At 43.0% G+C, this 26,678-nt stretch carries 28 protein-coding genes and 1 other annotated feature; of the genes, 19 read left to right on the top strand and 9 right to left on the bottom strand.

The features are described 5' to 3' along the window. Positions 1 to 18 precede the first annotated feature (18 nt). The 3 genes from AXK38_08375 to AXK38_08365 all read right to left on the bottom strand — a co-directional run bounded on the left by AXK38_08375 (position 19) and on the right by AXK38_08365 (position 4,003). On the bottom strand, positions 19 to 2,385 hold the full coding sequence (locus AXK38_08375; GenBank protein AMH89252.1) for an exodeoxyribonuclease V subunit alpha: 2,367 nt from the start codon (positions 2,383 to 2,385) through the stop codon (positions 19 to 21). Between the two features lie 118 nt (positions 2,386 to 2,503). Continuing rightward, positions 2,504 to 3,118, bottom strand: a complete 615-nt coding sequence (locus tag AXK38_08370; protein ID AMH89251.1) for a S26 family signal peptidase — start codon at positions 3,116 to 3,118, stop codon at positions 2,504 to 2,506. A gap of 3 nt (positions 3,119 to 3,121) precedes the next feature. After that, entirely contained in the window at positions 3,122 to 4,003 is an 882-nt protein-coding gene (locus tag AXK38_08365; protein AMH89250.1) for a ribonuclease HIII, read from the bottom strand. 86 nt (positions 4,004 to 4,089) lie between these two features. Here AXK38_08365 and AXK38_08360 point away from each other — a divergent pair, with 86 nt between their 5' ends. The 6 genes from AXK38_08360 to AXK38_08335 all read left to right on the top strand — a co-directional run bounded on the left by AXK38_08360 (position 4,090) and on the right by AXK38_08335 (position 10,848). Further along, entirely contained in the window at positions 4,090 to 4,392 is a 303-nt protein-coding gene (locus AXK38_08360; GenBank protein ID AMH89249.1) for a hypothetical protein, read from the top strand. Further along, the gene (locus AXK38_08355; protein ID AMH89248.1) at positions 4,389 to 4,937 is read left to right on the top strand and encodes a colicin V production protein; all 549 of its coding nucleotides are present in this window, start codon (positions 4,389 to 4,391) and stop codon (positions 4,935 to 4,937) included. The genes AXK38_08360 and AXK38_08355 overlap by 4 nt, the downstream gene beginning before the upstream one ends. 217 nt (positions 4,938 to 5,154) lie before the next feature. Then, a complete protein-coding gene (locus AXK38_08350; protein ID AMH89247.1) occupies positions 5,155 to 7,491 on the top strand; it encodes a DNA mismatch repair protein MutS in 2,337 nt (778 codons plus the stop codon). 163 nt (positions 7,492 to 7,654) lie between these two features. Next, positions 7,655 to 7,743: a binding site (glycine riboswitch), on the top strand. 90 nt (positions 7,744 to 7,833) lie between these two features. After that, complete coding sequence (locus AXK38_08345) at positions 7,834 to 9,156, top strand: sodium:alanine symporter (GenBank protein AMH89246.1); 1,323 nt, start codon at positions 7,834 to 7,836, stop codon at positions 9,154 to 9,156. A 132-nt stretch (positions 9,157 to 9,288) separates the two neighbouring features. Further along, the gene (locus AXK38_08340; GenBank protein AMH89674.1) at positions 9,289 to 9,837 is read left to right on the top strand and encodes an alkylhydroperoxidase; all 549 of its coding nucleotides are present in this window, start codon (positions 9,289 to 9,291) and stop codon (positions 9,835 to 9,837) included. A gap of 111 nt (positions 9,838 to 9,948) precedes the next feature. Then, entirely contained in the window at positions 9,949 to 10,848 is a 900-nt protein-coding gene (locus tag AXK38_08335) for a C4-dicarboxylate ABC transporter (GenBank protein AMH89245.1), read from the top strand. A 24-nt stretch (positions 10,849 to 10,872) separates the two neighbouring features. Here AXK38_08335 and AXK38_08330 read toward each other — a convergent pair whose 3' ends face one another. The 3 genes from AXK38_08330 to AXK38_08320 form a co-directional block, all read right to left on the bottom strand. Further along, a complete protein-coding gene (locus tag AXK38_08330) occupies positions 10,873 to 12,147 on the bottom strand; it encodes a serine--tRNA ligase (GenBank protein AMH89244.1) in 1,275 nt (424 codons plus the stop codon). A gap of 212 nt (positions 12,148 to 12,359) precedes the next feature. Beyond that, complete coding sequence (locus AXK38_08325) at positions 12,360 to 12,731, bottom strand: PTS mannose transporter accessory protein ManO (protein ID AMH89243.1); 372 nt, start codon at positions 12,729 to 12,731, stop codon at positions 12,360 to 12,362. Positions 12,732 to 12,733: 2 nt separating this feature from the next. Beyond that, the gene (locus AXK38_08320) at positions 12,734 to 14,098 is read right to left on the bottom strand and encodes an aspartate kinase (protein AMH89242.1); all 1,365 of its coding nucleotides are present in this window, start codon (positions 14,096 to 14,098) and stop codon (positions 12,734 to 12,736) included. 209 nt (positions 14,099 to 14,307) lie between these two features. On the opposite strand from AXK38_08320, the gene AXK38_08315 reads away from it, so the two are divergent. The 13 genes from AXK38_08315 to AXK38_08255 all read left to right on the top strand — a co-directional run bounded on the left by AXK38_08315 (position 14,308) and on the right by AXK38_08255 (position 24,978). Then, the gene (locus tag AXK38_08315) at positions 14,308 to 15,093 is read left to right on the top strand and encodes an enoyl-CoA hydratase (protein ID AMH89241.1); all 786 of its coding nucleotides are present in this window, start codon (positions 14,308 to 14,310) and stop codon (positions 15,091 to 15,093) included. A gap of 91 nt (positions 15,094 to 15,184) precedes the next feature. Next, positions 15,185 to 15,619: a MarR family transcriptional regulator gene (locus AXK38_08310; protein ID AMH89240.1), complete on the top strand. Its 435-nt coding sequence runs from the start codon at positions 15,185 to 15,187 to the stop codon at positions 15,617 to 15,619. Continuing rightward, complete coding sequence (locus tag AXK38_08305) at positions 15,619 to 16,593, top strand: 3-oxoacyl-ACP synthase (protein ID AMH89239.1); 975 nt, start codon at positions 15,619 to 15,621, stop codon at positions 16,591 to 16,593. Before AXK38_08310 ends, AXK38_08305 begins: the two co-directional genes overlap by 1 nt. 58 nt (positions 16,594 to 16,651) lie before the next feature. Beyond that, positions 16,652 to 16,876: an acyl carrier protein gene (locus tag AXK38_08300; protein ID AMH89238.1), complete on the top strand. Its 225-nt coding sequence runs from the start codon at positions 16,652 to 16,654 to the stop codon at positions 16,874 to 16,876. Between the two features lie 230 nt (positions 16,877 to 17,106). Next, positions 17,107 to 18,081, top strand: coding sequence for a 2-nitropropane dioxygenase (locus tag AXK38_08295; GenBank protein AMH89237.1), 975 nt, complete (start codon positions 17,107 to 17,109; stop codon positions 18,079 to 18,081). Next, positions 18,074 to 18,994 (top strand): ACP S-malonyltransferase, encoded by a 921-nt coding sequence (locus AXK38_08290; GenBank protein ID AMH89236.1) that lies wholly within the window; start codon positions 18,074 to 18,076, stop codon positions 18,992 to 18,994. Before AXK38_08295 ends, AXK38_08290 begins: the two co-directional genes overlap by 8 nt. Before the next feature lie 42 nt (positions 18,995 to 19,036). Next, the gene (locus AXK38_08285) at positions 19,037 to 19,768 is read left to right on the top strand and encodes a beta-ketoacyl-ACP reductase (protein AMH89235.1); all 732 of its coding nucleotides are present in this window, start codon (positions 19,037 to 19,039) and stop codon (positions 19,766 to 19,768) included. A 21-nt stretch (positions 19,769 to 19,789) separates the two neighbouring features. After that, positions 19,790 to 21,025, top strand: coding sequence for a beta-ketoacyl-[acyl-carrier-protein] synthase II (locus AXK38_08280; GenBank protein ID AMH89234.1), 1,236 nt, complete (start codon positions 19,790 to 19,792; stop codon positions 21,023 to 21,025). A 2-nt stretch (positions 21,026 to 21,027) separates the two neighbouring features. Then, the gene (locus tag AXK38_08275) at positions 21,028 to 21,513 is read left to right on the top strand and encodes an acetyl-CoA carboxylase biotin carboxyl carrier protein subunit (GenBank protein AMH89233.1); all 486 of its coding nucleotides are present in this window, start codon (positions 21,028 to 21,030) and stop codon (positions 21,511 to 21,513) included. Beyond that, entirely contained in the window at positions 21,510 to 21,932 is a 423-nt protein-coding gene (locus tag AXK38_08270; GenBank protein AMH89232.1) for a 3-hydroxyacyl-[acyl-carrier-protein] dehydratase FabZ, read from the top strand. Before AXK38_08275 ends, AXK38_08270 begins: the two co-directional genes overlap by 4 nt. Positions 21,933 to 21,943: 11 nt before the next feature. Further along, on the top strand, positions 21,944 to 23,311 hold the full coding sequence (locus tag AXK38_08265; GenBank protein ID AMH89231.1) for an acetyl-CoA carboxylase biotin carboxylase subunit: 1,368 nt from the start codon (positions 21,944 to 21,946) through the stop codon (positions 23,309 to 23,311). 36 nt (positions 23,312 to 23,347) lie between these two features. Then, complete coding sequence (locus AXK38_08260; GenBank protein ID AMH89230.1) at positions 23,348 to 24,214, top strand: acetyl-CoA carboxylase carboxyl transferase subunit beta; 867 nt, start codon at positions 23,348 to 23,350, stop codon at positions 24,212 to 24,214. After that, complete coding sequence (locus AXK38_08255) at positions 24,211 to 24,978, top strand: acetyl-CoA carboxylase carboxyl transferase subunit alpha (protein ID AMH89229.1); 768 nt, start codon at positions 24,211 to 24,213, stop codon at positions 24,976 to 24,978. Before AXK38_08260 ends, AXK38_08255 begins: the two co-directional genes overlap by 4 nt. Before the next feature lie 306 nt (positions 24,979 to 25,284). Here the strand turns inward: AXK38_08255 and AXK38_08250 are convergent, their stop codons facing one another. The 3 genes from AXK38_08250 to AXK38_08240 are packed head-to-tail and all read right to left on the bottom strand — an operon-like array spanning position 25,285 to position 26,674. Next, positions 25,285 to 25,710 carry an antitermination protein NusB gene (locus AXK38_08250; protein AMH89228.1) on the bottom strand — a complete coding sequence of 142 codons (426 nt, stop codon included), beginning with the start codon at positions 25,708 to 25,710 and terminating at the stop codon, positions 25,285 to 25,287. Then, a complete protein-coding gene (locus tag AXK38_08245; protein AMH89227.1) occupies positions 25,703 to 26,092 on the bottom strand; it encodes a hypothetical protein in 390 nt (129 codons plus the stop codon). The genes AXK38_08250 and AXK38_08245 overlap by 8 nt, the downstream gene beginning before the upstream one ends. A gap of 21 nt (positions 26,093 to 26,113) precedes the next feature. Then, positions 26,114 to 26,674: an elongation factor P gene (locus AXK38_08240; protein AMH89226.1), complete on the bottom strand. Its 561-nt coding sequence runs from the start codon at positions 26,672 to 26,674 to the stop codon at positions 26,114 to 26,116. Between the last annotated feature and the right edge of the window lie 4 nt (positions 26,675 to 26,678).

The raw sequence follows: 26,678 nt of genomic DNA, 5'->3' as shown, positions 1-26,678 counted from the left end.
GGTGGGTTTTCTTGTGCACTATTTTCCAAAAATCTCTTTGAGATCTGCTTCTGTAATCCCAATCATGGCGGGGATGCTGTCCCAGTTTTCTTCGGTTAGGATGTAGGATTGTTCAGAGGTACTTGATGTGACTGTTTCAGAGACCGCTGGTTGCTTTTCTTCAACATTCTCCAATAAATCACTGAAGCGTTTAATCAGATAGGTTTTTCGGGCAGTTCCGATGTGCTGGGTAGCATAGTCGAAGGCCTGTAATTCGCCTAGTAAGATAAGCTTGCTTTTGGCGCGTGTAATGGCTGTATAGATGAGATTGCGCTCCAGCATACGCCTACTAGCACTAGTGATAGGTAGGATGACAACAGGGAACTCACTTCCCTGTGATTTATGGATGCTCATGGCATAGGCCAGGCGAATCTTGTACCATTCGTTACGTGGGTAAGAGACCTCGTTGCCATCAAAATCAATGACAATCTCATCTTGTTTAGACTCGGTGTATTTACCAGGAATCAGGTCTGTGATGACTCCTAAATCTCCATTAAAGACATTGATTTCAGCATCGTTGACCAAATGAATGACCTTGTCGCCCTTACGATAGTGGCACTGGGGAGCTTCAAAACTGAGTTGGTCTTTTTGTGGTGGATTAAGGAGTTCTTGCATGAGCTGGTTGATGGCATCAATCCCTGCGGTCCCTCGGTACATGGGAGCCAGCACTTGGATATCACGAGCAGGTATGCCACTTCTGAGGGCAGCACCTAAGATTTTCTCAATGGTGGCAGGAATATGGCCACTAGCAATTTCAAAGTAGGAACGGTCTGCTTTTTTCTGGGTGAAATCAGCTGGCAATATACCCTGTCGAATCTGACTAGCTAAGGTAACGATAGTTGATTCTTCGCTTTGCCGGTAGATTTTTTCCAAGCGGGTCTGAGGAATCGAAGGAATATGGAGCAGGTCAGCTAGAACTTGACCGGGACTGACAGACGGTAGCTGATCGCTATCGCCCACGATGAGGATTTTACTGTTAGAAGAGATGTTGGAAAAGAGTTGATTGGCCAGCCAAGTGTCCACCATGGAGAATTCATCCACGATAATAAAGTCGGCATCTAGATAATCTTCCAGATGACTGGTATCATCGTCACCTGTCATTCCTAAATGACGGTGTATGGTCGCGCTAGGCAGGCCTGTCAATTCATTCATGCGCCGGGCGGCTCGACCAGTTGGAGCAGCAAGAAGAATGGGCAAATTGCTTTTTTTCCTGAGATCAAGTCCTTCTAAAAGGGCATAAACAGCGATGATCCCATTGATAACAGTTGTCTTACCAGTACCAGGTCCACCTGTCAGGATAAAGACCTTGTTCTGGATAGCGTCGCAGATCGCCTGTTTTTGAATGTTATCATACTCAATCTCCAGATCTTCTTCGACAGTAGCGATATGTTTTTGAATGGTTTCTAAATCCTGACTCTTCTGTTTTCCTTTTTCAAGGATACGAACCAAGTGACTGCGAATACCTTCCTCCGCGAAAAAGAGACTATTGTCAAAGATTTTGGTGTCAATCTGCTGAACCTTGTCTTCTTCGATCAGGTAGGAGAGTTCTTGAGCTACTTGGCTGGGGTCCAGTTCTACGGGACGGGAAGACTCAAGGAGAGTGAGAGTTTGTTCTAGCAAATCTCGTGCTTCAACATAGGTATCCCCTGTTTCCATACAGGCTTGAAAAAGACTGTGAACTAGACCAGCACGGAAGCGTTCAGGAGCCTGACTTTCGATGCCAAGTTCCTCCGCTAGTTGGTCAGCAATGGTAAATCCCAATCCTTTGATATCCTCAACCAGCTGGTAGGGATAATTTTCAACCACATCAAGGGTTTCTTCCTTGTAAAAGTCTTGAATCTGAAAGGCTAATTTATTGGGAATGCCGTAGTTGGCTAGTTTGGCTAAAACCATCTCTGTTCCATAGTTGAGACGAAGAGTGGACACGAAAGCCTCACGATTTTTGGCAGAGAGCCCTGAGATGCCTTCTAGCTTTTCGGGGTGTTGCAGAATTTCGTCAATGGTATTGTCGCCATAGGTATCCACGATTTTCTGAGCTGTCTTGAGACCAATCCCCTTGAAATGGCTACTTGAAAAGTACTTAACCAGCCCCTTGCTAGTTGGTTTTGCGCGTTCATACCGGTTGATCTGCAGTTGCTCCCCATACTTGGAGTGCTGGACAATTTGCCCCCAAAAAGTGTAGTCTTCGCCCTCAATTACATCAGCCATGGTACCGGTGACAATGATTTCAAAATCATCAAAATCTTCTGCGTCCGTATCTTCGATTTCTAGGAGGAGGATGCGATAAAAATTGCTGGGATTTTCAAAAATAATCCGTTCAATAGTTCCTGAAAAATAAACTTCCATAAAATTCCTTTGCATGAATAGGTGAGAGTTGGGGTTGTTTTTACTATAGCCAATAAACGATCACTTCTCACGATAGAAGAAGAGGCTGAGATTGCTGATTCTCGGCCTCTTCGATTTCTTAAAATGTTCCGATACGGGTGATTGGCCAGAAGCGGAATTTAGCTTCCCCTGTAATATCTTTTGCTTTAAAGGTACCTACATGGCGGCTGTCGCTCGAAACCAAGCGGTCATCTCCGAGGAGAAGGTATTCTCCTTCTGGAACAGTAAAGCTGAAGTTGGTATTGTAGTTGACATCAACTGTGAAGGCTTGAGCTTTTTGAGCGATACTTCTAAAGAAAGTTCCTTTATTTCCTTCAAATCCCTTGCCTGAGTAGGTGCTTTGGAGTTTATCATCCTTGAAACGTTTGATGTAGTCTGCTAGGTAAGGCTCGTCCGTCTCTTTATCATTGATATAAAGTTTATCGTTTTCGTAACGGATGGTGTCGCCAGGCATTCCAATCACGCGCTTGACGATGTCCTTATTGCCATCTTCCTCATGAGCCACCACGATATCAAAACGGTCAATAGGGAGGTGTTTGACAACAAAGAGGATTTCACCATCCGCTAGGGTAGGATCCATGGAATGTCCTTCTACGCGGACATTACTCCAGAAAAAGATACGGCTTAAAGCTAATAATGACAGAATCAGGAGGAATAATCCCCACTCTTTTAAGAAATTTTTAAATGAATTCATAACTTACCTTTCTAAGTGTTTTTTCGCTTTTTCAGTATTTTTAAAGTGCAGTTTGGCGCAGAAGTTGAGTCCCTGTATACCGTAGGCCTGCAAAATCTGGCTAGCCACCTTGTCAGAAGCTGTTCCAGCTCCACTTGGAAGCTGATAGCCCAGTTCTCGTCCTAGATTTTCAAGATTTTCCAGAAAGAGATCACGCGCAATGATAGAAGAAACTGCTACAGCCAAGTATTTGCCCTCAGCCTTTTCTTCTAAGCTGATAGGATTGCTGAAACGATTGGCCTCTTGTGCCAAGTATTTGTCATAATTTTTAGCACTGGTAAAGGCATCAATCACAATTTTCTCAGGCTGAACACCTTTTTGAAGGAGGAGATAGATAGCCTGATTATGGAGGGCAACCTTAACCGAAACAGCATTGTAGCGGTCTCCAATGACTTCGTTGTACTTGCTTGGTGAGAGAAGCAGTGCCTGGTGCTGGATTTTTTTCTTGAGAATAGGAGCAATCTGACGGATCTTTTGGTCGGTCAGAGTCTTGGAATCCCCCACACCGAGTTTTCGTAAGAAATCATGCTGGTCAGGTGTGACAAAGGAAGCCACAACTGCAAGTCCACCAAAGTAGGAACCATTTCCTACCTCATCTGTCCCAATCAAAGGAAGATTTTGTCCGATGATTTCCTCTGCAAGCTGATAGCCAAAGAAACTGGCGTATTTCTCAGCCCCTTCACCCTGAAGTAAGACCTTTCCAGAAGTATAGATAGAAACCGTTGCCTGAGGCAGTCTCAAAAAATAGCGGATATAGGGATTCTTACTAGGAGCCAGACTGGTTTGATAGTGTTCAAGGAAAGCCTGGATCTCCTTTTCGCTTGGTGTGAGTGTTATACTTGCCATAGTTTCTATTGTACCATAAAAGCAGGCAAATTTGTAAAAACTGACAAAGTTAGCGAATTTTGGTATAATATCGTGAGGTGAATTTTATGGCAAATCTAAATCGATTCAAATTTACATTCGGGAAAAAATCATTAACCTTGACAAGCGAACATGATAACCTTTTTATGGAGGAAATCGCTAAGGTTGCGACAGAAAAATACCAAGCAATTAAAGAACAAATGCCTAGTGCAGACGATGAAACGATCGCTCTTTTGTTGGCAGTCAACTGTTTGTCAACTCAACTCAGCCGTGAGATTGAATTTGACGATAAGGAGCAAGAACTCGAAGAACTCCGTCACAAACTCGTGACTTGCAAGCAAGAACAGAGCAAGATTGAGGATTCCTTATGATTTCACTCCTTCTTCTATTGGTTTTGGCTTGGGGATTTTATATCGGCTATCGGAGAGGCCTGCTCTTACAGGTTTATTACCTGATTTCAGCCATGGCATCGGCTTTTATGGCTGGTCAGTTTTACAAGGGGCTGGGAGAGCAATTCCATTTATTGCTTCCTTATGCAAATCCGCAGGAAGGTCAGGGAACCTTCTTCTTCCCATCGGATCAACTTTTCCAGTTGGATAAGGTCTTTTATGCTGGTATCGGCTACTTGCTTGTATTTGGGATTGTCTATAGCATCGGTCGTTTACTTGGTCTCTTGTTACACTTACTTCCTAGTAAAAAACTGGGTGGCAAGTTGTTCCAAGTTTCAGCAGGTATCTTGTCCATGTTGGTGACCTTATTTGTCTTGCAAATGGCCTTGACCATCTTGGCGACCATTCCCATGGCAGCTATACAAAATCCTCTTGAAAAGAGTATCGTCGCAAAACACATCATCCAGAGCATACCAGTAACAACTAGTTGGCTTAAACAAATCTGGGTGACAAATTTAATCGGATAAAAAGGGCAGGAGTTTTCCTAGCCCTTTGTTTACAGATTGACTAGAATCTATCAGAATGTAAAAAGCTAATACTCTTCGAAAATCTCTTCAAACCACGCCAGATTCTATCTGCAACCTCAAAACACTGTTTTGAGCGACCTGCGGCTAGCTTCCTAGTTTGCTCTTTGATTTTCATTGAGTATAATACACCTAGACATTCAAAGACAAGGAAATAACGATGAACAAGAAAATATTAGAAACATTAGAGTTCAATAAGGTCAAGGCCTTGTTTGAACCTCATTTGTTGACAGAGCAGGGCTTGGAGCAATTGAGACAGCTGGCTCCGACTGCCAAAGCAGATAAAATCAAACAGGCTTTTGCTGAGATGAAGGAAATGCAGGTTCTCTTTGTCGAGCAACCGCATTTTACCATTCTCGCAACTAAGGAAATTGCAGGAGTCTGCAAGCGTTTGGAGATGGGTGCAGACCTCAATATTGAGGAGTTCCTACTCTTGAAGCGCGTGCTTCTTTCTAGCCGAGAGCTGCAAAGTTTTTATGCCAATCTGGAAAATGTCAGCTTGGAAGAATTAGCCCTTTGGTTTGAGAAATTACATGATTTTCCGCAATTACAAGGAAATCTTCAGGCCTTTAATGATGCAGGCTTCATTGAAAATTTCGCCAGTGAAGAATTGGCGCGAATCCGTCGAAAAATCCATGACAGCGAGAGTCAGGTACGAGATGTTTTACAGAACTTGCTCAAGCAAAAAGCGCAGATGTTGACGGAAGGGATTGTTGCTAGCAGAAATGGCCGTCAAGTTTTACCGGTCAAAAATACCTATCGTAACAAGATTGCAGGTGTCGTGCATGATATTTCTGCTAGTGGAAATACCATCTATATCGAACCCCGTGAGGTGGTCAAACTAAGCGAAGAAATTGCTAGTCTGCGAGCAGATGAGCGCTATGAAATGCTTCGAATACTCCAAGAAATTTCTGAGCGTGTTCGCCCTCATGCGGCTGAGATCGCCAACGACGCTTGGATTATCGGTCATTTGGACTTAATTCGTGCCAAGGTTCGCTTTATCCAAGAGAAGCAAGCAGTCGTTCCCCAGCTGTCAGAAAATCAAGAGATTCAACTGCTCCATGTCTGCCATCCTTTGGTCAAAAATGCCGTTGCAAATGATGTCCATTTTGGTCAAGATTTAACAGCCATTGTCATTACAGGTCCCAATACAGGTGGTAAGACCATCATGCTCAAAACCCTAGGCTTGACGCAGGTTATGGCCCAGTCTGGTTTGCCGATTTTAGCAGACAAGGGAAGTCGTGTTGGTATTTTTGAAGAAATCTTTGCCGATATTGGCGATGAGCAGTCTATTGAGCAGAGCTTGTCTACCTTCTCTAGCCACATGACCAATATTGTGGATATTCTTGGCAAGGTCAATCAACATTCGCTCTTGCTCTTGGATGAGTTGGGGGCTGGTACAGATCCCCAAGAGGGAGCTGCCCTTGCCATGGCTATTCTGGAAGACCTTCGCCTGCGTCAAGTCAAAACCATGGCGACCACCCACTATCCAGAACTCAAGGCCTACGGTATTGAGACAACCTTTGTGCAAAATGCTAGCATGGAGTTTGATACTGCAACTTTACGCCCGACCTATCGCTTTATGCAGGGAGTTCCTGGCCGAAGCAATGCCTTTGAAATTGCTAAACGTCTAGGACTATCTGAAGTTATCGTAGGGGATGCCAGTCAGCAGGTCGATCAGGACAATGATGTCAATCGGATTATTGAGCAACTGGAAGAGCAGACGCTGGAAAGCCGTAAACGTTTGGATAATATCCGTGAGGTGGAGCAAGAAAATCTCAAGATGAACCGTGCTCTCAAAAAACTTTACAATGAGTTAAATCGTGAAAAGGAAACCGAGCTTAACAAGGCGCGTGAACAAGCTGCTGAGATTGTAGACATGGCTCTCAGTGAAAGTGACCAGATTCTCAAGAATCTCCACAGCAAATCCCAACTTAAACCCCACGAAATCATTGAAGCCAAGGCCAAGTTGAAAAAATTGGCTCCTGAAAAAGTAGATTTGTCTAAAAACAAGGTCCTTCAAAAGGCCAAGAAAAAACGAGCTCCAAAGGTGGGAGATGATATCGTGGTTCTCAGTTATGGTCAGCGTGGTACCTTGACCAGTCAACTTAAGGATGGTCGCTGGGAAGCCCAAGTTGGCTTAATTAAGATGACCTTAGAAGAGAAAGAATTTGACCTCGTTCAAGCCCAGCAAGAAAAGCAAGTCAAGAAGAAACAAGTCAATGTCGTAAAACGAACTTCTGGTCGTGGCCCACAAGCCAGACTGGATCTTCGAGGCAAGCGCTATGAAGAAGCTATGAACGAGCTAGATGCCTTTATCGACCAAGCTTTGCTTAACAATATGGCTCAAGTTGATATCATCCATGGTATCGGAACAGGTGTTATCCGTGAAGGTGTTACCAAATACCTACAAAGAAACAAGCATGTCAAGAGTTTTGGCTATGCCCCACAAAATGCTGGAGGTAGCGGGGCAACTATTGTGACTTTTAAAGGATAGAAGTATTACGGGCTTTATACAGTAAAAACTGTTGAACTAATTTTTACTAATAAACACATTGACAAAAGCCAACATTTTTTGTAGAATAAGAATCAATTAAATACCAACACCGAATGAAGTTTAATAGAAGTGGTGAATCGTTTGATTTTCCATGACTGTAAATGGACGGAACTCTGGAGAGACCGTAAAGGCACCGAAGGGGCAAGGCAGGCAACTGCTCAAACTCTCAGGTAAAAGGACAGAGCTAGGATAGACCGCTTTTTAGCATTTATCTAAGCATTCCAGAGTACATGTATCTTGCATGTGCTCTTTCTTTTGGGGTTGAAAAGATAGGAGAATAGAATGTTAGAATTGCTTAAATCAATCGATGCTTTTGCTTGGGGACCTCCCCTCTTGATTTTATTGGTCGGAACAGGGATTTACCTCACTGCTCGTCTAGGACTCTTGCAAGTTTTGCGTCTGTCCAAAGCCTTCCAGCTTATTTTTACCAAGGACAAGGGGCATGGGGATGTATCCAGTTTTGCGGCACTATGCACAGCTCTAGCAGCCACAGTTGGTACGGGAAATATTATCGGGGTGGCAACGGCTATCAAGGTTGGTGGCCCAGGAGCCCTTTTTTGGATGTGGATGGCCGCTTTCTTTGGCATGGCTACCAAGTATGCGGAAGGACTCTTGGCAATCAAATACCGCACTAAGGACGACCATGGTGCAGTAGCGGGAGGACCAATGCATTATATCCTTCTAGGGATGGGAGAAAAGTGGCGACCACTTGCTATCTTCTTTGCTATCGCAGGTGTCTTAGTAGCTTTGTTGGGAATCGGAACCTTCACCCAAGTCAACTCGATTACAGAGTCTATCCAAAATACAACGGCTATTTCTCCAGCCATCACAGCTCTTATTTTGTCTGTATTTGTAGCGATTGCAGTCTTTGGTGGACTCAAGTCCATCTCTAAGGTTTCAACTACCGTTGTTCCTTTTATGGCTATCATCTATATTCTAGGAACTCTTACAGTTATTTTCTTTAATATCGGGAAACTCCCAGCTACAATCGCTTTAATATTGACATCAGCCTTTAGTCCTGTTGCTGCGGTAGGTGGATTTGCTGGTGCTAGCATTCGGATGGCTATCCAAAATGGTGTGGCGCGTGGTGTCTTCTCAAACGAATCTGGTCTAGGTTCTGCTCCCATTGCAGCTGCTGCGGCTAAGACAAATGAACCAGTAGAGCAAGGCTTGATTTCCATGACAGGAACCTTTATTGATACCCTCATCATCTGTACTCTGACTGGTTTGACCATCTTGGTGACTGGAGTTTGGAGTGGTGACTTAAATGGGGTTGCCTTGACTCAGTCAGCCTTTTCAACAGTCTTTTCACACTTTGGGCCTGCCCTCTTGACCATTTTCCTTGTACTCTTTGCCTTTACAACGATTCTAGGTTGGAACTACTATGGAGAACGCTGTTTCGAGTTCCTCTTTGGTGTTCGTTTCATCTGGCTCTACCGTGTGGTCTTTGTGCTCATGGTCTTGTTGGGAGGATTTATCGAGTTGGATATGGTTTGGATTATCGCAGATATCGTCAATGCCTTGATGGCTCTGCCAAACTTGATTGCCCTCTTAGTTTTATCACCAGTCGTCATTGCTGAGACTAAAAAGTATTTTGATAAATAATGAAATCACACAGATTGTGTGGTTTTTTTACTTTCATAAAGAATTTTTATCAGTGCAATTTAAAATATATATTATACAAGGTATAGAATCTGTGATAGACTAGGTTTCAACAAAATGAAAAGAGGTTTTATGATGACAACATTTACAATCCATACAGTAGAATCAGCACCAGCAGAAGTAAAAGAAGTTCTTGAAACGGTGCAAAAAGATAACAATGGCTATATTCCCAACCTAATCGGTCTCTTGGCAAATGCCCCAACTGCCTTAGAAGCTTACAGAACTGTCGGAGCTATCAACCGTCGCAATAGCCTGACACCTGTTGAGCGCGAAGTGGTGCAAATCACGGCAGCCGTAACTAATGGTTGTGCCTTCTGCGTCGCAGGTCACACAGCTTTTTCCATCAAACAAATCCAGATGAATGATGACCTGCTTCAAGCCCTTCGCAATCGTACTCCGATTGAAACAGATCCCAAATTGGACACCCTAGCTAAGTTTACCTTGGCAGTTATCAATACCAAGGGGCGTGTAGGAGATGAAGCCTTAGCTGAGTTTTTAGAAGCTGGCTACAGCCAACAAAATGCCTTGGATGTGGTTCTTGGTGTCAGCCTAGCAAGCCTCTGTAACTATGCTAACAATCTAGCCAATACCCCAATTAACCCAGAATTGCAACCTTATGCTTAATTTATATCTGATCAAAAAATGAAGTCTGAAATCCACGGACTTCGTTTTTTTAAGTCCTCATTTAAGCGCTTTTATGCTATACTGAAACTAACATGATTATTGGAGGTTAGGATGAAAAAACTCCCCTTAGTATTTTCTGGTTGTTTGTTAGGTTTGGCAGGAGCTGGGAATCTCGTTTTAGATATGTTGCCAGTTCTGTCACATATACTGAGTTTGTCAGGTTTGATTTTGTGGGTTTACTTTTTAATTCTGCATCTGTTTAATTGGAAAGAAACCAAGCAAGAATTGACCAAGCCTCCTCTTTTGTCAGGAATGGCCACTTTTCCTATGGCTGGAATGATTTTATCGACCTATGTCTTTCGCGTTTTTCCTCATCTTCCTCTGGTAGCGCATGGGCTCTGGTGGTTTTCATTTCTCTTGGATTTGGCCTTGATTGCTGCTTTTACCGTCAAATTTGCTTGTCCGGGTCGGAGGGTTCATGCGACTCCTAGCTGGACGGTTCTCTATGTGGGGATAGCAGTGGCTGCCTTGACTTATCCTCTGGTAGGCATTATCGAGATTGCCTATGCGACCTTGAGTTTTGGTTTTGTCTTGACCTTCTATCTCTATCCCCTTATTTATAGTGATTTAAAGCAACATCCACTACCAGTAGCCTTGCTTGGGCAAGAAGGAATCTACTGTGCTCCTTTCTCTCTGCTCTTGGCTTCCCTGGTTCGAGTTGGAGGAGCCAGCCTACCGACTTGGCTCTTGATTGCCATGATTTTGGCTTCTCAATCCTTCTTTTTCTTTGTTTTAACTCGCCTGCCCAATATTTTAAAACAAGGCTTTCAACCAGCCTTCTCAGCCCTCACCTTCCCAACCATTATCACGGCTACCTCGCTCAAGATGGCTCAGGGAATCTTGAAACTTCCATTTCTGGATTATCTGGTATTGGCTGAAACTGTTATATGCCTAACTATTTTATTCTTTGTATTAGGCGTTTACTTGATTTGGTTACGAAAAAAGGTCTAGCTAGAAATAGCTAAACCTTATTTTTTATGGTTTGATAACTTCAGCTCCACCCATGTATGGACGAAGTGCTTCTGGAATGGTTACAGAACCATCTTCATTTTGGTAGTTTTCAAGAATTGCAGCCACTGTACGTCCAACTGCAAGTCCAGAACCGTTCAAGGTGTGAAGGAGTTTCACCTTGCCATCGGCTTCATCACGGTAACGGATTTGGGCACGACGGGCTTGGAAATCTTCTGTGTTTGAACAGCTTGAGATTTCACGGTAATTGTTTTGCGCTGGAATCCAAACTTCCAAGTCGTAAGTTTTCGCAGCTGAGAAGCCCATATCTCCAGTAGAGAGGGCAACGACACGGTATGGAAGGTTGAGTTTTTGAAGGATATTTTCAGCGTTGGCTGTCATTTTTTCCAATTCTTCGTAAGATTCTTCTGGTTTGGCAAATTTAACCATTTCAACCTTGTGGAATTGGTGCAGACGAATCAAGCCGCGAGTATCACGACCAGCAGAACCAGCCTCAGAACGGAATGATGGGCTCATAGCAGTGAAGTAAATCGGCAGGTCTTTACCGTCAAGGATTTCATTACGGTAGTAGTTTGTTAGAGGGACTTCAGCTGTAGGAATTAGGACGTAATTGCTGTCGCTGAGTTCAAAAGTGTCTTCCTTGAATTTTGGATATTGACCAGTACCAAACATAGAATCATGGTTAACCATGTAAGGCGTGATGACTTCAGTATAGCCTTCTTTTCCATGCTCATCCAACATAAAGTTGTAGATAGCACGTTCCAAACGAGCACCGAGGCCTTTATAGAAGAGGAAACGAGCGCCCGTAACTTTACCACCGCGTTCCCAGTCAAGAATGCCAAGGTCTTCACCAAGATCCCAGTGGGCTTTTGGTTCGAAGTCAAACTCGCGCGGAATCCCCCAACGGCGAACTTCCACATTGTCGTCTTCATCAGCTCCAATAGGAACGCTGTCAGCTGGGATATTTGGAAGAGTAGTGGTAAATTCTGTCAATTTAGCATCGATTTCTGCCAATTCAGCATCCAAGGCTTTGACTTCAGCAGATAGATTTTGCATGGCAGCAATCTTGTCATCTGCATTTTCCTTGTTGCGTTTGGCTTGGGCAATCTCAGCAGAAACTGTGTTTCGTTCTGCTTTGAGAGTTTCAACCTTGACCAAGATGTCACGACGTTTAGCATCGATTTCTTTCATCTCATTTAAGACAGCAGCATCTACACCACGTGTAGCCAATTTTTCTGCGACAGCATCAAAGTCTGTACGAATGCGTTTGATATCTAACATAAGAACTCCTTTATGAAAAAACACACCTGACAAAGCGTTGGAGTGGCAGGGCCACGGTTCCATCCAACTTCACAGGTGTGCACTTGATTGTGTATGTAATTGTTACTAACGGTAGAATTTCACCTATCCCTCCTATCTGCTCGCAGCACCCGCAGACTTTCTGAAAGAAGAAGATAACCTACTTATCCGTTGCTATGATTATACTAAAGTTTCTACTTTTTTGCAAATAGATTCTTAAATTTTTGGCTAATTGTCTGAATCAGGGTAGGAAGTTTGACGACCTTGTCATTGCCCAGTTTTTCGCGAGCAATTTTAAGAATGGCACCTGAGTCTTTTGAGGCAAAGAGGAATTTTCCTCTGTCTGTAAAGACTTCGAAGTGGCGACTGATTTTGCGACCAGTAACATTAGCTCCAATTTGGTTGATATGGCTCCAAGGAATCTGGATAAATTGTTCAACATTGACATCTGGGTAAAATTCCAGAGCTTGATCTCCGACAAGAAATTTCCCAACTTTTCCAGCTATAGAGAGGTAGGAGGTGCCTGTTGTATTGAGAAGCACTGTTTTGTTAAGAGATTGGGCCATGTCTAGTCTTCCTTACTTTCGCCAAAAAAGGCACTGTAAAGGGCTTTAATAGCTGCTTTTTCTTGGTCCTTATTGACAACGAACATAATAGAAACTTCACTAGAACCTTGAGACATCATCTGGATGTTGATTTTGTTTTCAGATAGAGCACGTGTCGCAGTAGCAGTTACTCCGATGTGACTCTTCATCTTTTCTCCAACAATCATAATGATTGAAAGGTCGTGTTCGATTTCTGCATGGTCTACTTCAGCTTTTTGAACCAATTGACGTAGGATTTCTTCTTCCTTGATAGGAGTTAGCTCGCGAGAACGGAGAATGATTGAAAGATCGTCGATACCAGTTGGCATATGTTCCCAACCGATGTTGAGATCTTCAAGGATTTGCAGAACCTTGCGACCAAATCCAACCTCACGGTTCATGAGGTATTTAGACATGTTAATGCTGACAAAACCAGAGTCACCAGCAATTCCTACTACTGGGAATTCATCACTACTATGTTTTAGAACGATACGAGTACCTGGGTGGTCAGGGTTATTGGTATTCTTGATAACCAGAGGAATTTTTCCACGGTAGGCAGGAAGAAGGGCTTCGTCATGAAGGACTGAGAATCCTGCATAGGCCAACTCACGCATTTCACGGTAGGTTAACTCAGGAATTGAGTGTGGTTGGTGGATAATTCCTGGATGAGCTGCAAAGATACCATCAACATCCGTAAAGTTTTCATAGAGGTCAGCTTTAACTCCTGCAGCAATGATAGAGCCTGTAATGTCTGATCCTCCACGTGAGAAGGTACAGATTTGATTTTCCTTAGTAACACCAAAGAAACCAGGAATGACAAGTACTTCATTTGCATTTGTCAATTCTTCAATCTTGTCATAACTTGATGGCACGATGCGAGCGTTGCCAGGTTCACTTGTTACCACAATCCCAGCTTCTCGAGGGTGAACATAGCGTGCATCGATACCGTTTTGGTTAAAATAGGCAGCAATCAATTTGGCATTGTTGTTTTCACCCGCTGCTAGGAAAGTATCGTAGAGAAATTCATTTTCTTCAATAGGAAGAGTGGCCAAGGCACGAATGCTTTTTGAAATTTTCTCTAGAACAGCTGGTTTCAGTCCCAATTCACTAACCATGGCAGCATAGCGATCTATAATCCAGCTTTGACTCTTGCTAATATCATTACCAGCAACATAGTCGCGGTAGTATTTAATCAAGGCATCCGTAACCTTGGTATCTTCAGCATTGCGTTTCCCAGGTGCAGAAACAACTACAAAACGGCGTTCTGGATCGCTTTTAACGATCTTTAAAACTTTTTCTAATTGACCAGCAGAGGCAAGAGAGCTACCTCCAAATTTAACAACTTTCATAAGAACTCCTAAAGTAAGTATTTTATACGATTATAGCAGAAAGAAAACCTTTTTTCAATGAAGAAAATGAGATGCTTTCTAGGATAAAGCGAGTCTTTCTTATCGGCTGAGACACTTTTAGCCGATTTTTTCTTGCTTTCAAGTTTTAAAAAAGATATACTTTTGAAATAAAATAATTTAAAACTCTTAGTAAACAAAAAGGAGTCCTGATGGAGCACATTATTTATCAGCTTGAAGAGGATTTGGCAATTCTTACCTTAAACCGTCCTGAGGTTGCAAATGGTTTTCATATTCCTATGTGTGAGGAAATTTTAGAAGCACTAACTTTGGCAGAAAAGGATCCAGCTGTGCATTTTATCTTAATTAATGCCAATGGAAAGGTCTTCTCCGTTGGAGGAGATTTGGTAGAGATGAAGCGAGCAGTGGATGAGGATAATATTCCATCATTGACGAAAATCGCAGAATTGGTCAATACGATTTCTCATAAAATCAAGCAAATTGCTAAACCTGTCTTGATGGAGGTTGATGGGGCTGTTGCAGGTGCCGCAGCGAATATGGCTGTTGCTGCAGACTTCTGTCTGGCGACGGATAAGGCTAAGTTTATCCAAGCATTTGTTGGCGTTGGTTTGGCTCCAGATGCAGGTGGGATTCATCTCTTGAGTCGAAGTATTGGTGTGACGCGTGCTGCTCAATTAGCCATGACAGGAGAGGCTCTGACAGCAGAAAAAGCTCTGGAGTGGGGGCTTGTTTACCGCATCTGTGAAGCTGATAAACTTGAAAAGACGAGAGAACAGCTTCTTAAAAAATTGAGACGCGGATCGGCTAATTCTTATGCAGCCATCAAGAAGTTGGTATGGGAGAGCCAATTTAAAGATTGGCAAGATTATGCTGCTTTAGAACTGAACCTACAGGACTCCTTGGCCCAAACAGAAGATTTCAAAGAAGGAGTTCGGGCCCATTCGGAGAGAAGAAGACCGAAATTTACTGGAAAATAAGAAAATACTTGCACCATTCTTTGAAGTTTGATATAATTCCTTTGTCAAATGTTTTGATTGTGAAAGTTTTTTGAAAAGGAGGGAAAAGAGATTGGACTACCAACGAATTAATGAATATTTAACATCTATATTTAACAATGTCCTCGTCATCGAGGAAGTTAGCTTGAGGGGTAGTCGTTTCAAAGATATCTCCATCAAAGAAGTCCATACAATCGATGTAATTGGAAAATTCCCAGACGTGACGCCAAGTCAAGTGTCAAAAGAGTTGATGGTGACTCTTGGGACTGTTACGACGAGTTTAAATAATCTCGAACGTAAGGGGTACATTGAACGCATTCGTTCAGAGCAGGATCGTCGTGTGGTGCATCTGCATTTGACAAAGAAGGGTCGCTTGGTTCATAGACTACATAAACGCTTCCATAAGGCCATGGTTGAAAATATTATCGACGGTATGAGCAAGGAAGAAACTGAGGTTATGGGCAAAGGTTTGACGAAACTTTATCAATTTTTGGAGGATTTGAAATAATGGCTTTTGCAAAAATAAGCCAGGTTGCTCATTATGTGCCAGAGCAAGTGGTTACAAATCATGATTTGGCTCAGATTATGGATACCAATGATGAGTGGATTTCAAGTCGGACGGGAATACGACAAAGGCATATTTCAAGAACAGAATCTACCAGTGATTTGGCTACAGAGGTTGCGAAGAAACTGATGAAAAAAGCTGGAATCACAGGAGAAGAGCTGGATTTTATCATCCTAGCTACCATCACTCCAGATTCGATGATGCCCTCTACAGCTGCTCGTGTCCAAGCTAATATTGGTGCCAAAAAAGCTTTTGCTTTTGACCTAACAGCTGCTTGCAGTGGATTTGTATTTGCTTTATCAACTGCTGAAAAGTTTATCGCTTCTGGTCGCTTTCAAAAAGGCTTAGTGATTGGTAGTGAAACCCTCTCTAAGGCAGTCGATTGGTCGGACCGATCAACAGCTGTCTTGTTTGGAGATGGTGCTGGTGGAGTCTTGCTAGAAGCTAGCGAGCAAGAGCATTTCTTAGCTGAGAGTCTTAATAGTGATGGGAGTCGTAGCGAGTGTCTAACTTATGGATATTCAGGCTTGCAATCTCCATTTTCAGATCGAGAAAATGCAGATTCATTTTTGAAGATGGATGGGCGCGCGGTCTTTGATTTTACCATTCGAGATGTAGCTAAGTCTATCAAACAAACTATTGAAGAATCTCCTGTAGAGGCGACAGACTTGGATTATCTGCTACTTCATCAGGCTAATGACCGTATTTTGGATAAGATGGCTAGAAAAATCGGTGTCGACCGAGACAAACTTCCAGCCAATATGATGGAATATGGCAATACCAGTGCAGCAAGTATCCCGATTTTACTTTCAGAGTGTGTAGAACAAGGCCTCATCCGTTTAGACGGTAGCCAGACTGTTCTTTTATCAGGCTTCGGTGGAGGCTTGACCTGGGGCACGCTCATTCTTACAATTTAGGTAATCATGTGGTGAACACATTGTTATAAAAAACTATTTATTTTAAAGGAGTCCTATCATGGCAGTATTTGAAAAAGTACAAGAAATTATCGTTGAAGAACTTGGGAAAGACGCATCAGAAGTAACACTTGAATCAACTTTTGATGATTTGGACGCAGATTCATTGGACTTGTTCCAAGTAATCTCAGAAATCGAAGATGCTTTTGATATCCAAATCGAAGCAGAAGATGACTTGAAAACAGTTGGTGACTTGGTTGCCTACGTTGAAGAGCAAACAAAATAATACTCAATGAAAATCAAAGAGCAAACTAGGAAGCTAGTCGCAGACTGCTCAAAACACTGTTTTGAGGTTGCAAATAGAGCTGATGTTGTTTGAAGAGATTTTCGAAGAGTATAAGCAGAATACAAATAGAAGGAGTAGGGAAACCCGCTCCCTCTTGTTTAGGCAATAGTTTGATTTTCAAATTATGACAGTATCGAACTATTACGTAAGCAAGAAACGATGGAGGCACTATGAAAACGCGTATTACAGAATTATTGAACATTGATTATCCTATCTTTCAAGGAGGAATGGCTTGGGTTGCTTATGGTGATTTGGCAGGGGCTGTTTCCAAGGCTGGAGGGCTAGGCATTATCGGTGGGGGAAATGCCCCTAAAGAAGTTGTCAAAGCTAATATTGATAAGATCAAATCATTGACGGATAAACCCTTTGGTGTCAACATCATGCTTTTATCTCCTTTTGTGGAAGATATTGTAGATCTTGTTATCGAGGAAGGTGTTAAGGTGGTTACAACAGGGGCAGGAAATCCTGGTAAATACATGGAACGCTTCCATGAAGCTGGTATTACAGTTATTCCTGTTGTACCTAGTGTTGCCCTAGCTAAACGCATGGAGAAAATTGGTGCGGATGCTGTTATTGCAGAAGGAATGGAAGCTGGGGGGCATATCGGTAAATTAACAACCATGACCTTGGTGCGCCAGGTAGCCGCAGCTGTATCTATTCCTGTTATTGCTGCAGGAGGGATTGCGGATGGTGAAGGTGCTGCAGCTGGCTTTATGCTAGGTGCAGAGGCTGTTCAGGTTGGAACGCGTTTTGTCGTTGCAAAAGAGTCTAATGCCCATCCAAATTATAAGGCGAAAATTTTAAAAGCTAGAGATATTGATACTACGATTTCAGCTCAACACTTTGGACATGCTGTTCGTGCGATTAAAAATCAATTGACTCGTGATTTTGAAAAAGCTGAGAAAGATGCCTTTAAACAGGAAAATCCTGATTTAGAAATCTTTGAACAAATGGGAGCAGGTGCCCTAGCCAAAGCAGTTGTTCACGGAGATGTGGATGGTGGATCAGTCATGGCAGGTCAAATTGCAGGGCTTGTTTCTAAAGAAGAAACAGCTGAAGAAATCCTAAAAGATTTGTACTATGGAGCAGCTAAGAAAATTCAAGAAGAAGCCTCTCGTTGGGCAGGAGTTGTAAGAAATGACTAAAACAGCTTTTTTATTTGCTGGTCAAGGTACCCAGTATCTAGGGATGGGACGGAATCTTTATGATCAGTATCCGATTGTCAAAGAAACGATTGATCAAGCCAGTCAGGTACTCGGTTATGATTTGCGTCATCTCATCGATACAGAAGCAGAAAAACTCAATCAGACCCGCTATACCCAACCAGCTATTTTAGCGACTTCAGTTGCTATCTACCGTTTATTGCAAGAGAAGGGCTATCAGCCTGATATGGTTGCTGGTTTGTCCCTTGGAGAATATTCTGCCTTGGTGGCCAGCGGTGCCTTGGAGTTTGAAGATGCGGTTGCCTTGGTAGCTAAGCGTGGAGCCTATATGGAAGAAGCGGCTCCTGCTGGTTCTGGCAAGATGGTCGCAGTTCTCAATACGCCAGTAGAGGTCATTGAGGAAGCCTGTCAAAAAGCTTCTGAACTTGGAGTGGTTACCCCAGCCAACTATAACACACCTGCACAAATCGTGATTGGTGGAGAAGTGGTTGCGGTTGACAGAGCTGTTGAACTCTTGCAGGAAGCTGGTGCCAAGCGCTTGATTCCTCTCAAGGTGTCAGGTCCCTTTCATACCGCTCTCCTTGAGCCTGCTAGCCAAAAACTAGCTGAAACTCTAGCTCAAGTAAGTTTTTCAGATTTTACTTGTCCCCTAGTTGGCAATACAGAAGCTACGGTCATGAAAAAAGAAGACATTGCTCCACTCTTGACGCGTCAGATCAAGGAACCGGTTCGTTTCTATGAGAGTATTGCAGTTATGCAAGAAGCAGGAGTAACCAACTTTATCGAGATTGGACCCGGGAAAGTTTTGTCAGGCTTTGTGAAAAAAATTGATAAAAGGGCTAAACTAGCCACTGTTGAAGATCAGGCGAGCTTGGAAGCTCTTCTAGGAAACTAGTAATCCTTCTCCCATAAATACAAGAGGAAACAGGAGAAAAGAATGCAACTAAAAAATAAGAATATCTTTGTTACAGGTTCGAGTCGTGGAATTGGTCTTGCTATTGCCCACAAGTTTGCTCAAGTAGGGGCCAACATCGTCTTAAACAGTCGTGGGCCTATCTCAGAAGAATTGCTCGCTGAATTTTCAGACTACGGTGTCAAGGTAGTTCCTATTTCAGGTGATGTGTCTGATTTTGCAGACGCTAAGCGTATGGTTGAGCAAGCTATTGCAGAGCTGGGTTCAGTAGATGTTTTGGTTAACAATGCAGGAATTACCCAAGATACCCTGATGCTCAAGATGACAGAAGCAGATTTTGAAAAAGTGCTCAAGGTTAACCTGACTGGCGCCTTTAACATGACACAATCAGTCTTGAAACCGATGATGAAAGCCAGAAAAGGTGCTATCATTAATATGTCTAGTGTTGTTGGTTTGATGGGAAATATCGGTCAAGCTAATTATGCTGCTTCTAAGGCTGGTTTGATTGGTTTTACCAAGTCTGTGGCGCGTGAAGTGGCCAATCGCAATATCAGGGTTAATGCTATCGCACCTGGAATGATTGAGTCCGATATGACAGCAGTCCTATCAGACAAGGTAAAAGATGCCATGTTGGCGCAAATTCCTATGAAAGAATTTGGGCAAGCAGAACAAGTTGCAGATTTAACAGTATTTTTAGCAGGCCAAGATTATCTAACTGGTCAAGTGGTTGCCATTGATGGTGGCCTCAGTATGTAGCAGAAGCTAGAGGTAAAAAAGATGAAACTAAATCGTGTAGTAGTAACAGGTTATGGAGTGACATCTCCAATCGGAAATACACCAGAAGAATTTTGGAATAGTTTGACAACTGGAAAAATCGGAATTGGTCCAATTACAAAATTTGATCATAGTAACTTTGATGTGCATAATGCAGCAGAAATCCAAGATTTTCCTTTTGATAAATACTTTGTAAAGAAAGATACCAACCGTTTTGATAACTATTCTTTGTATGCCTTGTATGCAGCCCAAGAAGCTGTCAACCACGCTAAGCTGGATGTAGAGGCTATTGACAAGGATCGTTTTGGTGTTATCGTTGCATCTGGTATTGGTGGAATCAAAGAAATTGAAGATCAAGTGCTTCGCCTCTATGATAAAGGACCAAAACGTGTGAAACCATTGACCCTTCCAAAAGCCTTGCCAAATATGGCTTCAGGAAATGTTGCCATGCGTTTTGGAGCAAACGGTGTTTGTAAATCCATCAATACTGCCTGCGCTTCATCAAATGACGCGATTGGAGATGCCTTCCGCTCAATCAAGTTTGGTTTCCAAGATGTTATGTTGGTAGGTGGTTCAGAAGCCTCTATCACACCTTTTGCTATCGCTGGTTTCCAAGCCCTAACAGCTCTCTCTACTACAGAAGACCCAAGTCGTGCCTCTATTCCATTCGATAAGGACCGCAATGGTTTTGTCATGGGTGAGGGTTCTGGGATGTTGGTTCTTGAAAGTCTTGAACACGCCGAAAAACGTGGCGCTACTATCCTGGCTGAAGTGGTTGGTTACGGTAATACTTGTGATGCCTATCATATGACTTCTCCACATCCAGAAGGTCAGGGAGCCATCAAGGCCATCAAACTAGCCTTGGAAGAAGCTGAGATTTCTCCAGAGCAAGTAGCCTATGTCAATGCTCATGGAACGTCAACTCCTGCTAATGAAAAAGGAGAAAGTGGTGCTATCGTAGCTGTTCTTGGTAAGGACGTACCTGTGTCATCAACCAAGTCATTCACAGGACATTTGCTGGGTGCTGCAGGTGCGGTAGAAGCTATCGTCACAATTGAAGCTATGCGTCATAACTTTGTACCAATGACAGCTGGAACAAGTGAAGTATCAGATTATATCGAAGCCAATGTCGTTTATGGACAAGGCTTGGAGCAAGAAATTCCATACGCTATTTCAAATACCTTTGGTTTTGGTGGTCACAATGCAGTTCTTGCTTTCAAACGTTGGGAGAATAAATAACTATGAATTTAAACGATATTAAAGACTTGATGGCTCAATTTGATCAGTCAAGTTTGAGAGAATTTTCTTATAAGAATGGGACGGATGAGTTGCAGTTTAGCAAAAATGAAGCTAGACTTGTGCCTGAAGTTGCACCTCAAGTTGCTCCAGCACCCGTTCCAGCAACACCGAGTCCAGTGGCTCCTTCATCTGCTTCAGCAGAGACTGTAGTGGAAGAAACTTCGGTACCAGCCGAAGCAAGTGTGGATGCTGAGGGAGATCTTGTAGAGAGCCCACTTGTTGGGGTGGCTTACTTGTCTGCTGGTCCAGATAAACCTGCCTTCGTTTCAGTTGGTGATAGTGTCAAAAAAGGCCAAACATTGGTGATTATCGAAGCCATGAAAGTCATGAATGAAATTCCAGCACCTAAGGATGGTGTGGTAACAGAAATTCTCATTTCTAACGAAGAAATGGTTGAGTTTGGTAAAGGATTGGTACGCATCAAATGATCGATATTCAAGGAATCAAAGAAGCTCTACCCCATCGTTATCCCATGCTCCTAGTAGACCGTGTCTTGGAAGTGAGCGAAGACACCATTGTTGCCATCAAAAATGTGACCATCAATGAGCCTTTCTTTAACGGTCATTTTCCTCAATACCCAGTTATGCCAGGTGTTCTGATCATGGAAGCCTTGGCGCAAACAGCTGGTGTCTTGGAGTTGTCAAAACCTGAAAATAAAGGAAAACTGGTCTTTTACGCTGGTATGGACAAGGTTAAATTCAAGAAGCAAGTTGTACCAGGCGACCAATTGGTTATGACGGCGACTTTTGTAAAACGTCGCGGTACCATCGCTGTGGTTGAAGCAAAGGCTGAAGTGGATGGCAAGCTTGCAGCTAGTGGTACTCTCACCTTTGCAATAGGGAACTAAGGAGGTTCTCCATGTTTCGAAAAATTTTAATTGCCAATCGCGGTGAAATTGCGGTTCGTATTATTCGTGCGGCGCGTGAATTGGGGATTGCGACGGTAGCGGTCTATTCAACTGCCGATAAGGAAGCCCTTCATACGCTTTTAGCAGATGAGGCGGTTTGTATTGGCCCTGGTAAGGCAACTGAGTCTTATCTTAACATTAATGCGGTTCTATCAGCTGCAGTCTTGACTGAAGCAGAAGCGATTCACCCTGGTTTTGGATTTCTCAGTGAAAACTCCAAATTTGCAACCATGTGTGAAGAGGTTGGCATCAAGTTTATCGGTCCATCTGGCCATGTTATGGATATGATGGGGGACAAGATTAATGCACGTGCTCAGATGATTAAAGCAGGCGTGCCCGTCATTCCGGGTTCGGATGGAGAAGTGCATAACTCTGAGGAAGCCTTGATTGTTGCTGAAAAAATTGGCTACCCTGTTATGCTCAAGGCTTCAGCAGGTGGTGGTGGGAAAGGGATTCGCAAGGTTGAAAAACCAGAAGACCTTGTTTCAGCCTTTGAAACAGCCTCAAGTGAAGCCAAGGCCAATTATGGCAATGGTGCCATGTACATAGAACGGGTTATCTATCCAGCTCGTCACATCGAGGTTCAAATCCTAGGAGATGAACATGGAAATGTAATCCATTTGGGGGAACGAGATTGCTCTCTTCAACGGAATAACCAAAAAGTTTTAGAAGAAAGTCCTTCGATTGCAATTGGGAAAACGCTACGCAATGAAATTGGTGCTGCGGCTGTTCGAGCGGCAGAGTCTGTTGGTTATGAGAATGCAGGGACCATTGAGTTTCTTCTTGATGAAGCTAGTGGCAATTTCTATTTCATGGAGATGAATACTCGTGTACAAGTAGAACATCCAGTAACAGAATTTGTTTCAGGTGTGGATATCGTTAAGGAACAAATTCGCATTGCGACAGGTCAACCTCTGTCTGTTAAGCAAGAGGATATTGTCCTACGTGGTCATGCTATTGAATGTCGTATCAATGCAGAAAATCCAGCCTTCAACTTTGCTCCAAGTCCAGGTAAGATTACCAATCTCTATCTGCCAAGTGGGGGAGTTGGCTTGCGCGTGGATTCAGCAGTTTATCCAGGCTACACCATTCCGCCTTATTATGATAGTATGATTGCCAAAGTCATCGTTCACGGCGAAAATCGTTTTGATGCCTTGATGAAAATGCAACGTGCCCTCTATGAACTAGAGATAGAGGGGGTGCAGACCAATGCTGATTTCCAGCTTGACCTCATTTCAGATCGCAATGTCATTGCTGGGGATTACGATACTTCCTTCTTGATGGAAACCTTCTTACCCAAATATCAAGAAAAAGAATAAAATGACTTTAAGAGTTTAAACCGAAAAGGGGAATCAATGGCTCTATTTAGTAAAAAAGATAAGTATATTCGAATCAATCCCAATCGTTCGGTTAGGGAAAAACCTCAAGCCAAGCCAGAGGTTCCAGATGAACTATTCTCCCAGTGTCCGAGTTGTAAGCATACCATCTATCAGAAGGATCTGGGAAGTGAGCGTATCTGTCCGCACTGTAGCTATACCTTTCGTATTTCTGCCCAAGAACGCTTGGCTTTGACGATTGATATGGGAACCTTCAAGGAATTGTTTACAGGGATTGAAAGTAAGGATCCCTTGCAATTCCCTGGTTACCAAAAGAAACTGGCAACCATGCGTGAAAAAACAGGTCTGGATGAAGCTGTTGTGACAGGAACTGCTCTTATTAAAGGTCAGACTGTGGCTCTTGGGATTATGGATTCCAACTTTATCATGGCTTCTATGGGTACGGTTGTAGGTGAAAAAATCACTCGTTTGTTTGAGTATGCGACTGTCGAACAATTGCCAGTTGTTCTCTTCACAGCCTCTGGTGGAGCCCGTATGCAGGAAGGAATCATGAGTCTCATGCAGATGGCCAAGATTTCTGCAGCAGTTAAACGTCATTCAAATGCAGGCCTCTTTTACCTGACCATTTTGACAGATCCAACGACTGGTGGTGTGACAGCTTCTTTCGCTATGGAAGGCGATATCATTCTGGCTGAACCACAGAGTTTGGTTGGTTTTGCTGGGCGTCGTGTCATTGAAAATACGGTTCGTGAAAGCTTGCCTGAGGATTTCCAAAAGGCAGAATTCCTATTGGAGCATGGCTTTGTGGATGCTATTGTCAAACGAAGAGACTTGCCAGATACTATTGCTAGCCTAGTCAGATTGCACGGAAGGAGTCCTAGATGAATATTGCAAAAATAGTCAGAGAAGCGCGTGAGCAGAGTCGCTTGACAACCTTGGACTTGGCGACAGGCATTTTTGATGAATTTATCCAGTTACATGGTGACCGTTCTTTCCGAGATGATGGTGCAGTTGTGGGTGGTATAGGCTGGCTTGAAGACCAAGCTGTAACAGTGGTTGGCATCCAAAAAGGCAAGAGTTTACAAGACAACCTCAAACGGAATTTTGGCCAACCGCATCCAGAAGGTTACCGTAAGGCCTTACGTTTGATGAAACAGGCTGAAAAGTTTGGCCGTCCAGTTGTGACCTTTATCAATACTGCAGGTGCCTATCCTGGTGTGGGGGCGGAAGAACGTGGACAGGGAGAAGCTATTGCTCGCAATCTCATGGAAATGAGTGACCTGAAAGTTCCGATTATTGCTATCATTATTGGTGAAGGTGGTTCAGGTGGGGCTCTGGCTCTAGCAGTCGCAGACCGTGTCTGGATGTTGGAAAATTCTATCTATGCGATTCTCAGCCCAGAAGGCTTTGCTTCCATTCTATGGAAGGATGGCAGTCGTGCCATGGAAGCAGCAGAGTTGATGAAAATCACTTCACATGAGTTGTTAGAAATGGACGTGGTGGACAAGGTGATTTCTGAAGCAGGACTTTCTAGTAAAGAACTGATTAAGACTGTCAAAAAAGAACTTCAAGATGAGCTAGCTATACTCTCACAAAAATCGCTAGAAGAGTTGTTGGAAGAACGTTATCAACGATTTAGAAAATACTAATACTCTTCGAAAATCTCTTCAAACCACGTCAGCTTCGCCTTGCCGTATATATGTTACTGACTTCGTCAGTTCTATCCACAACCTCAAAACCATGTTTTGAGCTGACTTCGTCAGTTTTATCTGTAACCTCAAAGCAGTGCTTTGAGCAGCCTACGGCTAGCTTCCTGGTTTGCTCTTTGATTTTCATTGAGTATAATTCTTCAGAATACGCAAAAACTAGAACTGGCAGTCAGTTCTAGTTTTTATGTGGTTCTTTGTGTCGAGGGAACAACAAAAAGGTGCTTGGAAGACCAAACACCTTTTTGATTATTCATTTTCTTCAGTTACAAATTGACTGAGCAGTCCGTTAATAAAGCGGGCTGATTTTTGATCTGAAAAATTCTTGGCAAGTTCAATGGCTTCATTGACTGCTACCAGCTGAGGTGTATCAAATGAAATGATTTCAAAGATACCCAAGCGTAGTAAGTTTTTTTCGACCAAGGTCAAGCGTTCAACTGTCCAGCCGGACTTGAGGTACTGGTTGATTTGTTTATCCAACTCGTCTTTTTGAGCTTGAACACCAGAAACCAAGTTCAGAAGAAAGGCTGGAATTTGTACATCTTCATCTTCACGGTCATGTGTGTAGGCAAAGCGACAAGCTGTTTCCATGTCTGTGCCAAATTCAAGGCTCATGAGAGCTTGAAAAGCGCATTTACGAAGTTCGCGTCTAGATTCTAATAATGGACTAGTCATTGAGGAAGTCCTCGTTAAATAGATCTTTCAACTCAGGTTTTGGTGTTTTGTCTGGAACAATTCCTGTAACATGGATATTGACAGCAGCAAGTTCCACATCTGCCATATCATGGACAGCATCTTTGACCGCTTTTTGAATAGCAAGAGCCACTTTTGGTACTTTCACACCGTACTCAAGGTAGAGGTAGATGTCAGCAGTTAGTTCTTCGTTGCTTTCTTTTAAGTAGACGCCACGACCAAGAGAGAGTTTTGATAGGGTATCAGATACGGATTTATTTGAAAATGAATGGACACCATCAACTTTAGCAGTTGCGATGGCAATGATTTTTTCAAGTACACGTGGAGCGATAACGATTTCGCCAAATTGTTCTTCAGTTCCCATAGAATGACCTCTTTCTAGAGATTAGGCACGAGAAACGTAAGTTCCTTCTGCAGTGTTGATGATCAATTTTTGTCCAGCTTCGATGAAGTCAGGAACGTTGACAACAAGTCCAGTTTCCATAGTTGCTGGTTTACCAGAACCTGTAACAGTAGCACCTTTGATAGATGGTTGTGTTTCAGCAACTGTCAATTCAACAGTAGTTGGTACAGTTACACCGATTACTTCAGTTCCATAGAATTGGATTTTCACATCAGAGTTTTCAAGGATGTAAAGCAATTCATTTTCAACGTTTACGACTGGAATTTCGTATTGGTCGTAAGTTTCAGTGTTCATGAAGTAGGCAGTTTCATCCATTTTGTACAAGTATTGAGCTGGAACAGTCTCGATAATAGCTTGTTCGAATTTTTCTTCTGGACGGTAGCTTGTGTCAAATGTAGAACCAGTACGGACATCACGCAGTTTCATACGCATGATCGTGTTCCCTTTACCTGGTTTGTGGTGGCTAGCTTCCAAAACGCGGATCAATTTTCCGTCTGCAGTTTCAAATGTCATACCAGCTTTCAATTTGCTTGCTTCAATCATGTTT

Source organism: Streptococcus mitis, from assembly GCA_001560895.1.
Taxonomy (GTDB): Bacteria; Bacillota; Bacilli; order Lactobacillales; family Streptococcaceae; genus Streptococcus; species Streptococcus mitis_Q.
Note: the sequence above shows the minus strand (reverse complement) of the source record. Positions and strands in the feature narration are given on the sequence as shown.

Coding starts and splice junctions, on each gene's coding strand:
- AXK38_08375 (AMH89252.1), bottom strand. CDS start 2,385: ATGGAAGTTTATTTTTCAGGAACTATTGAACGGATTATTTTTGAAAAT.
- AXK38_08370 (AMH89251.1), bottom strand. CDS start 3,118: ATGAATTCATTTAAAAATTTCTTAAAAGAGTGGGGATTATTCCTCCTG.
- AXK38_08365 (AMH89250.1), bottom strand. CDS start 4,003: ATGGCAAGTATAACACTCACACCAAGCGAAAAGGAGATCCAGGCTTTC.
- AXK38_08360 (AMH89249.1), top strand. CDS start 4,090: ATGGCAAATCTAAATCGATTCAAATTTACATTCGGGAAAAAATCATTA.
- AXK38_08355 (AMH89248.1), top strand. CDS start 4,389: ATGATTTCACTCCTTCTTCTATTGGTTTTGGCTTGGGGATTTTATATC.
- AXK38_08350 (AMH89247.1), top strand. CDS start 5,155: ATGAACAAGAAAATATTAGAAACATTAGAGTTCAATAAGGTCAAGGCC.
- AXK38_08345 (AMH89246.1), top strand. CDS start 7,834: ATGTTAGAATTGCTTAAATCAATCGATGCTTTTGCTTGGGGACCTCCC.
- AXK38_08340 (AMH89674.1), top strand. CDS start 9,289: ATGACAACATTTACAATCCATACAGTAGAATCAGCACCAGCAGAAGTA.
- AXK38_08335 (AMH89245.1), top strand. CDS start 9,949: ATGAAAAAACTCCCCTTAGTATTTTCTGGTTGTTTGTTAGGTTTGGCA.
- AXK38_08330 (AMH89244.1), bottom strand. CDS start 12,147: ATGTTAGATATCAAACGCATTCGTACAGACTTTGATGCTGTCGCAGAA.
- AXK38_08325 (AMH89243.1), bottom strand. CDS start 12,731: ATGGCCCAATCTCTTAACAAAACAGTGCTTCTCAATACAACAGGCACC.
- AXK38_08320 (AMH89242.1), bottom strand. CDS start 14,098: ATGAAAGTTGTTAAATTTGGAGGTAGCTCTCTTGCCTCTGCTGGTCAA.
- AXK38_08315 (AMH89241.1), top strand. CDS start 14,308: ATGGAGCACATTATTTATCAGCTTGAAGAGGATTTGGCAATTCTTACC.
- AXK38_08305 (AMH89239.1), top strand. CDS start 15,619: ATGGCTTTTGCAAAAATAAGCCAGGTTGCTCATTATGTGCCAGAGCAA.
- AXK38_08300 (AMH89238.1), top strand. CDS start 16,652: ATGGCAGTATTTGAAAAAGTACAAGAAATTATCGTTGAAGAACTTGGG.
- AXK38_08295 (AMH89237.1), top strand. CDS start 17,107: ATGAAAACGCGTATTACAGAATTATTGAACATTGATTATCCTATCTTT.
- AXK38_08290 (AMH89236.1), top strand. CDS start 18,074: ATGACTAAAACAGCTTTTTTATTTGCTGGTCAAGGTACCCAGTATCTA.
- AXK38_08285 (AMH89235.1), top strand. CDS start 19,037: ATGCAACTAAAAAATAAGAATATCTTTGTTACAGGTTCGAGTCGTGGA.
- AXK38_08280 (AMH89234.1), top strand. CDS start 19,790: ATGAAACTAAATCGTGTAGTAGTAACAGGTTATGGAGTGACATCTCCA.
- AXK38_08275 (AMH89233.1), top strand. CDS start 21,028: ATGAATTTAAACGATATTAAAGACTTGATGGCTCAATTTGATCAGTCA.
- AXK38_08270 (AMH89232.1), top strand. CDS start 21,510: ATGATCGATATTCAAGGAATCAAAGAAGCTCTACCCCATCGTTATCCC.
- AXK38_08265 (AMH89231.1), top strand. CDS start 21,944: ATGTTTCGAAAAATTTTAATTGCCAATCGCGGTGAAATTGCGGTTCGT.
- AXK38_08260 (AMH89230.1), top strand. CDS start 23,348: ATGGCTCTATTTAGTAAAAAAGATAAGTATATTCGAATCAATCCCAAT.
- AXK38_08255 (AMH89229.1), top strand. CDS start 24,211: ATGAATATTGCAAAAATAGTCAGAGAAGCGCGTGAGCAGAGTCGCTTG.
- AXK38_08250 (AMH89228.1), bottom strand. CDS start 25,710: ATGACTAGTCCATTATTAGAATCTAGACGCGAACTTCGTAAATGCGCT.
- AXK38_08245 (AMH89227.1), bottom strand. CDS start 26,092: ATGGGAACTGAAGAACAATTTGGCGAAATCGTTATCGCTCCACGTGTA.
- AXK38_08240 (AMH89226.1), bottom strand. CDS start 26,674: ATGATTGAAGCAAGCAAATTGAAAGCTGGTATGACATTTGAAACTGCA.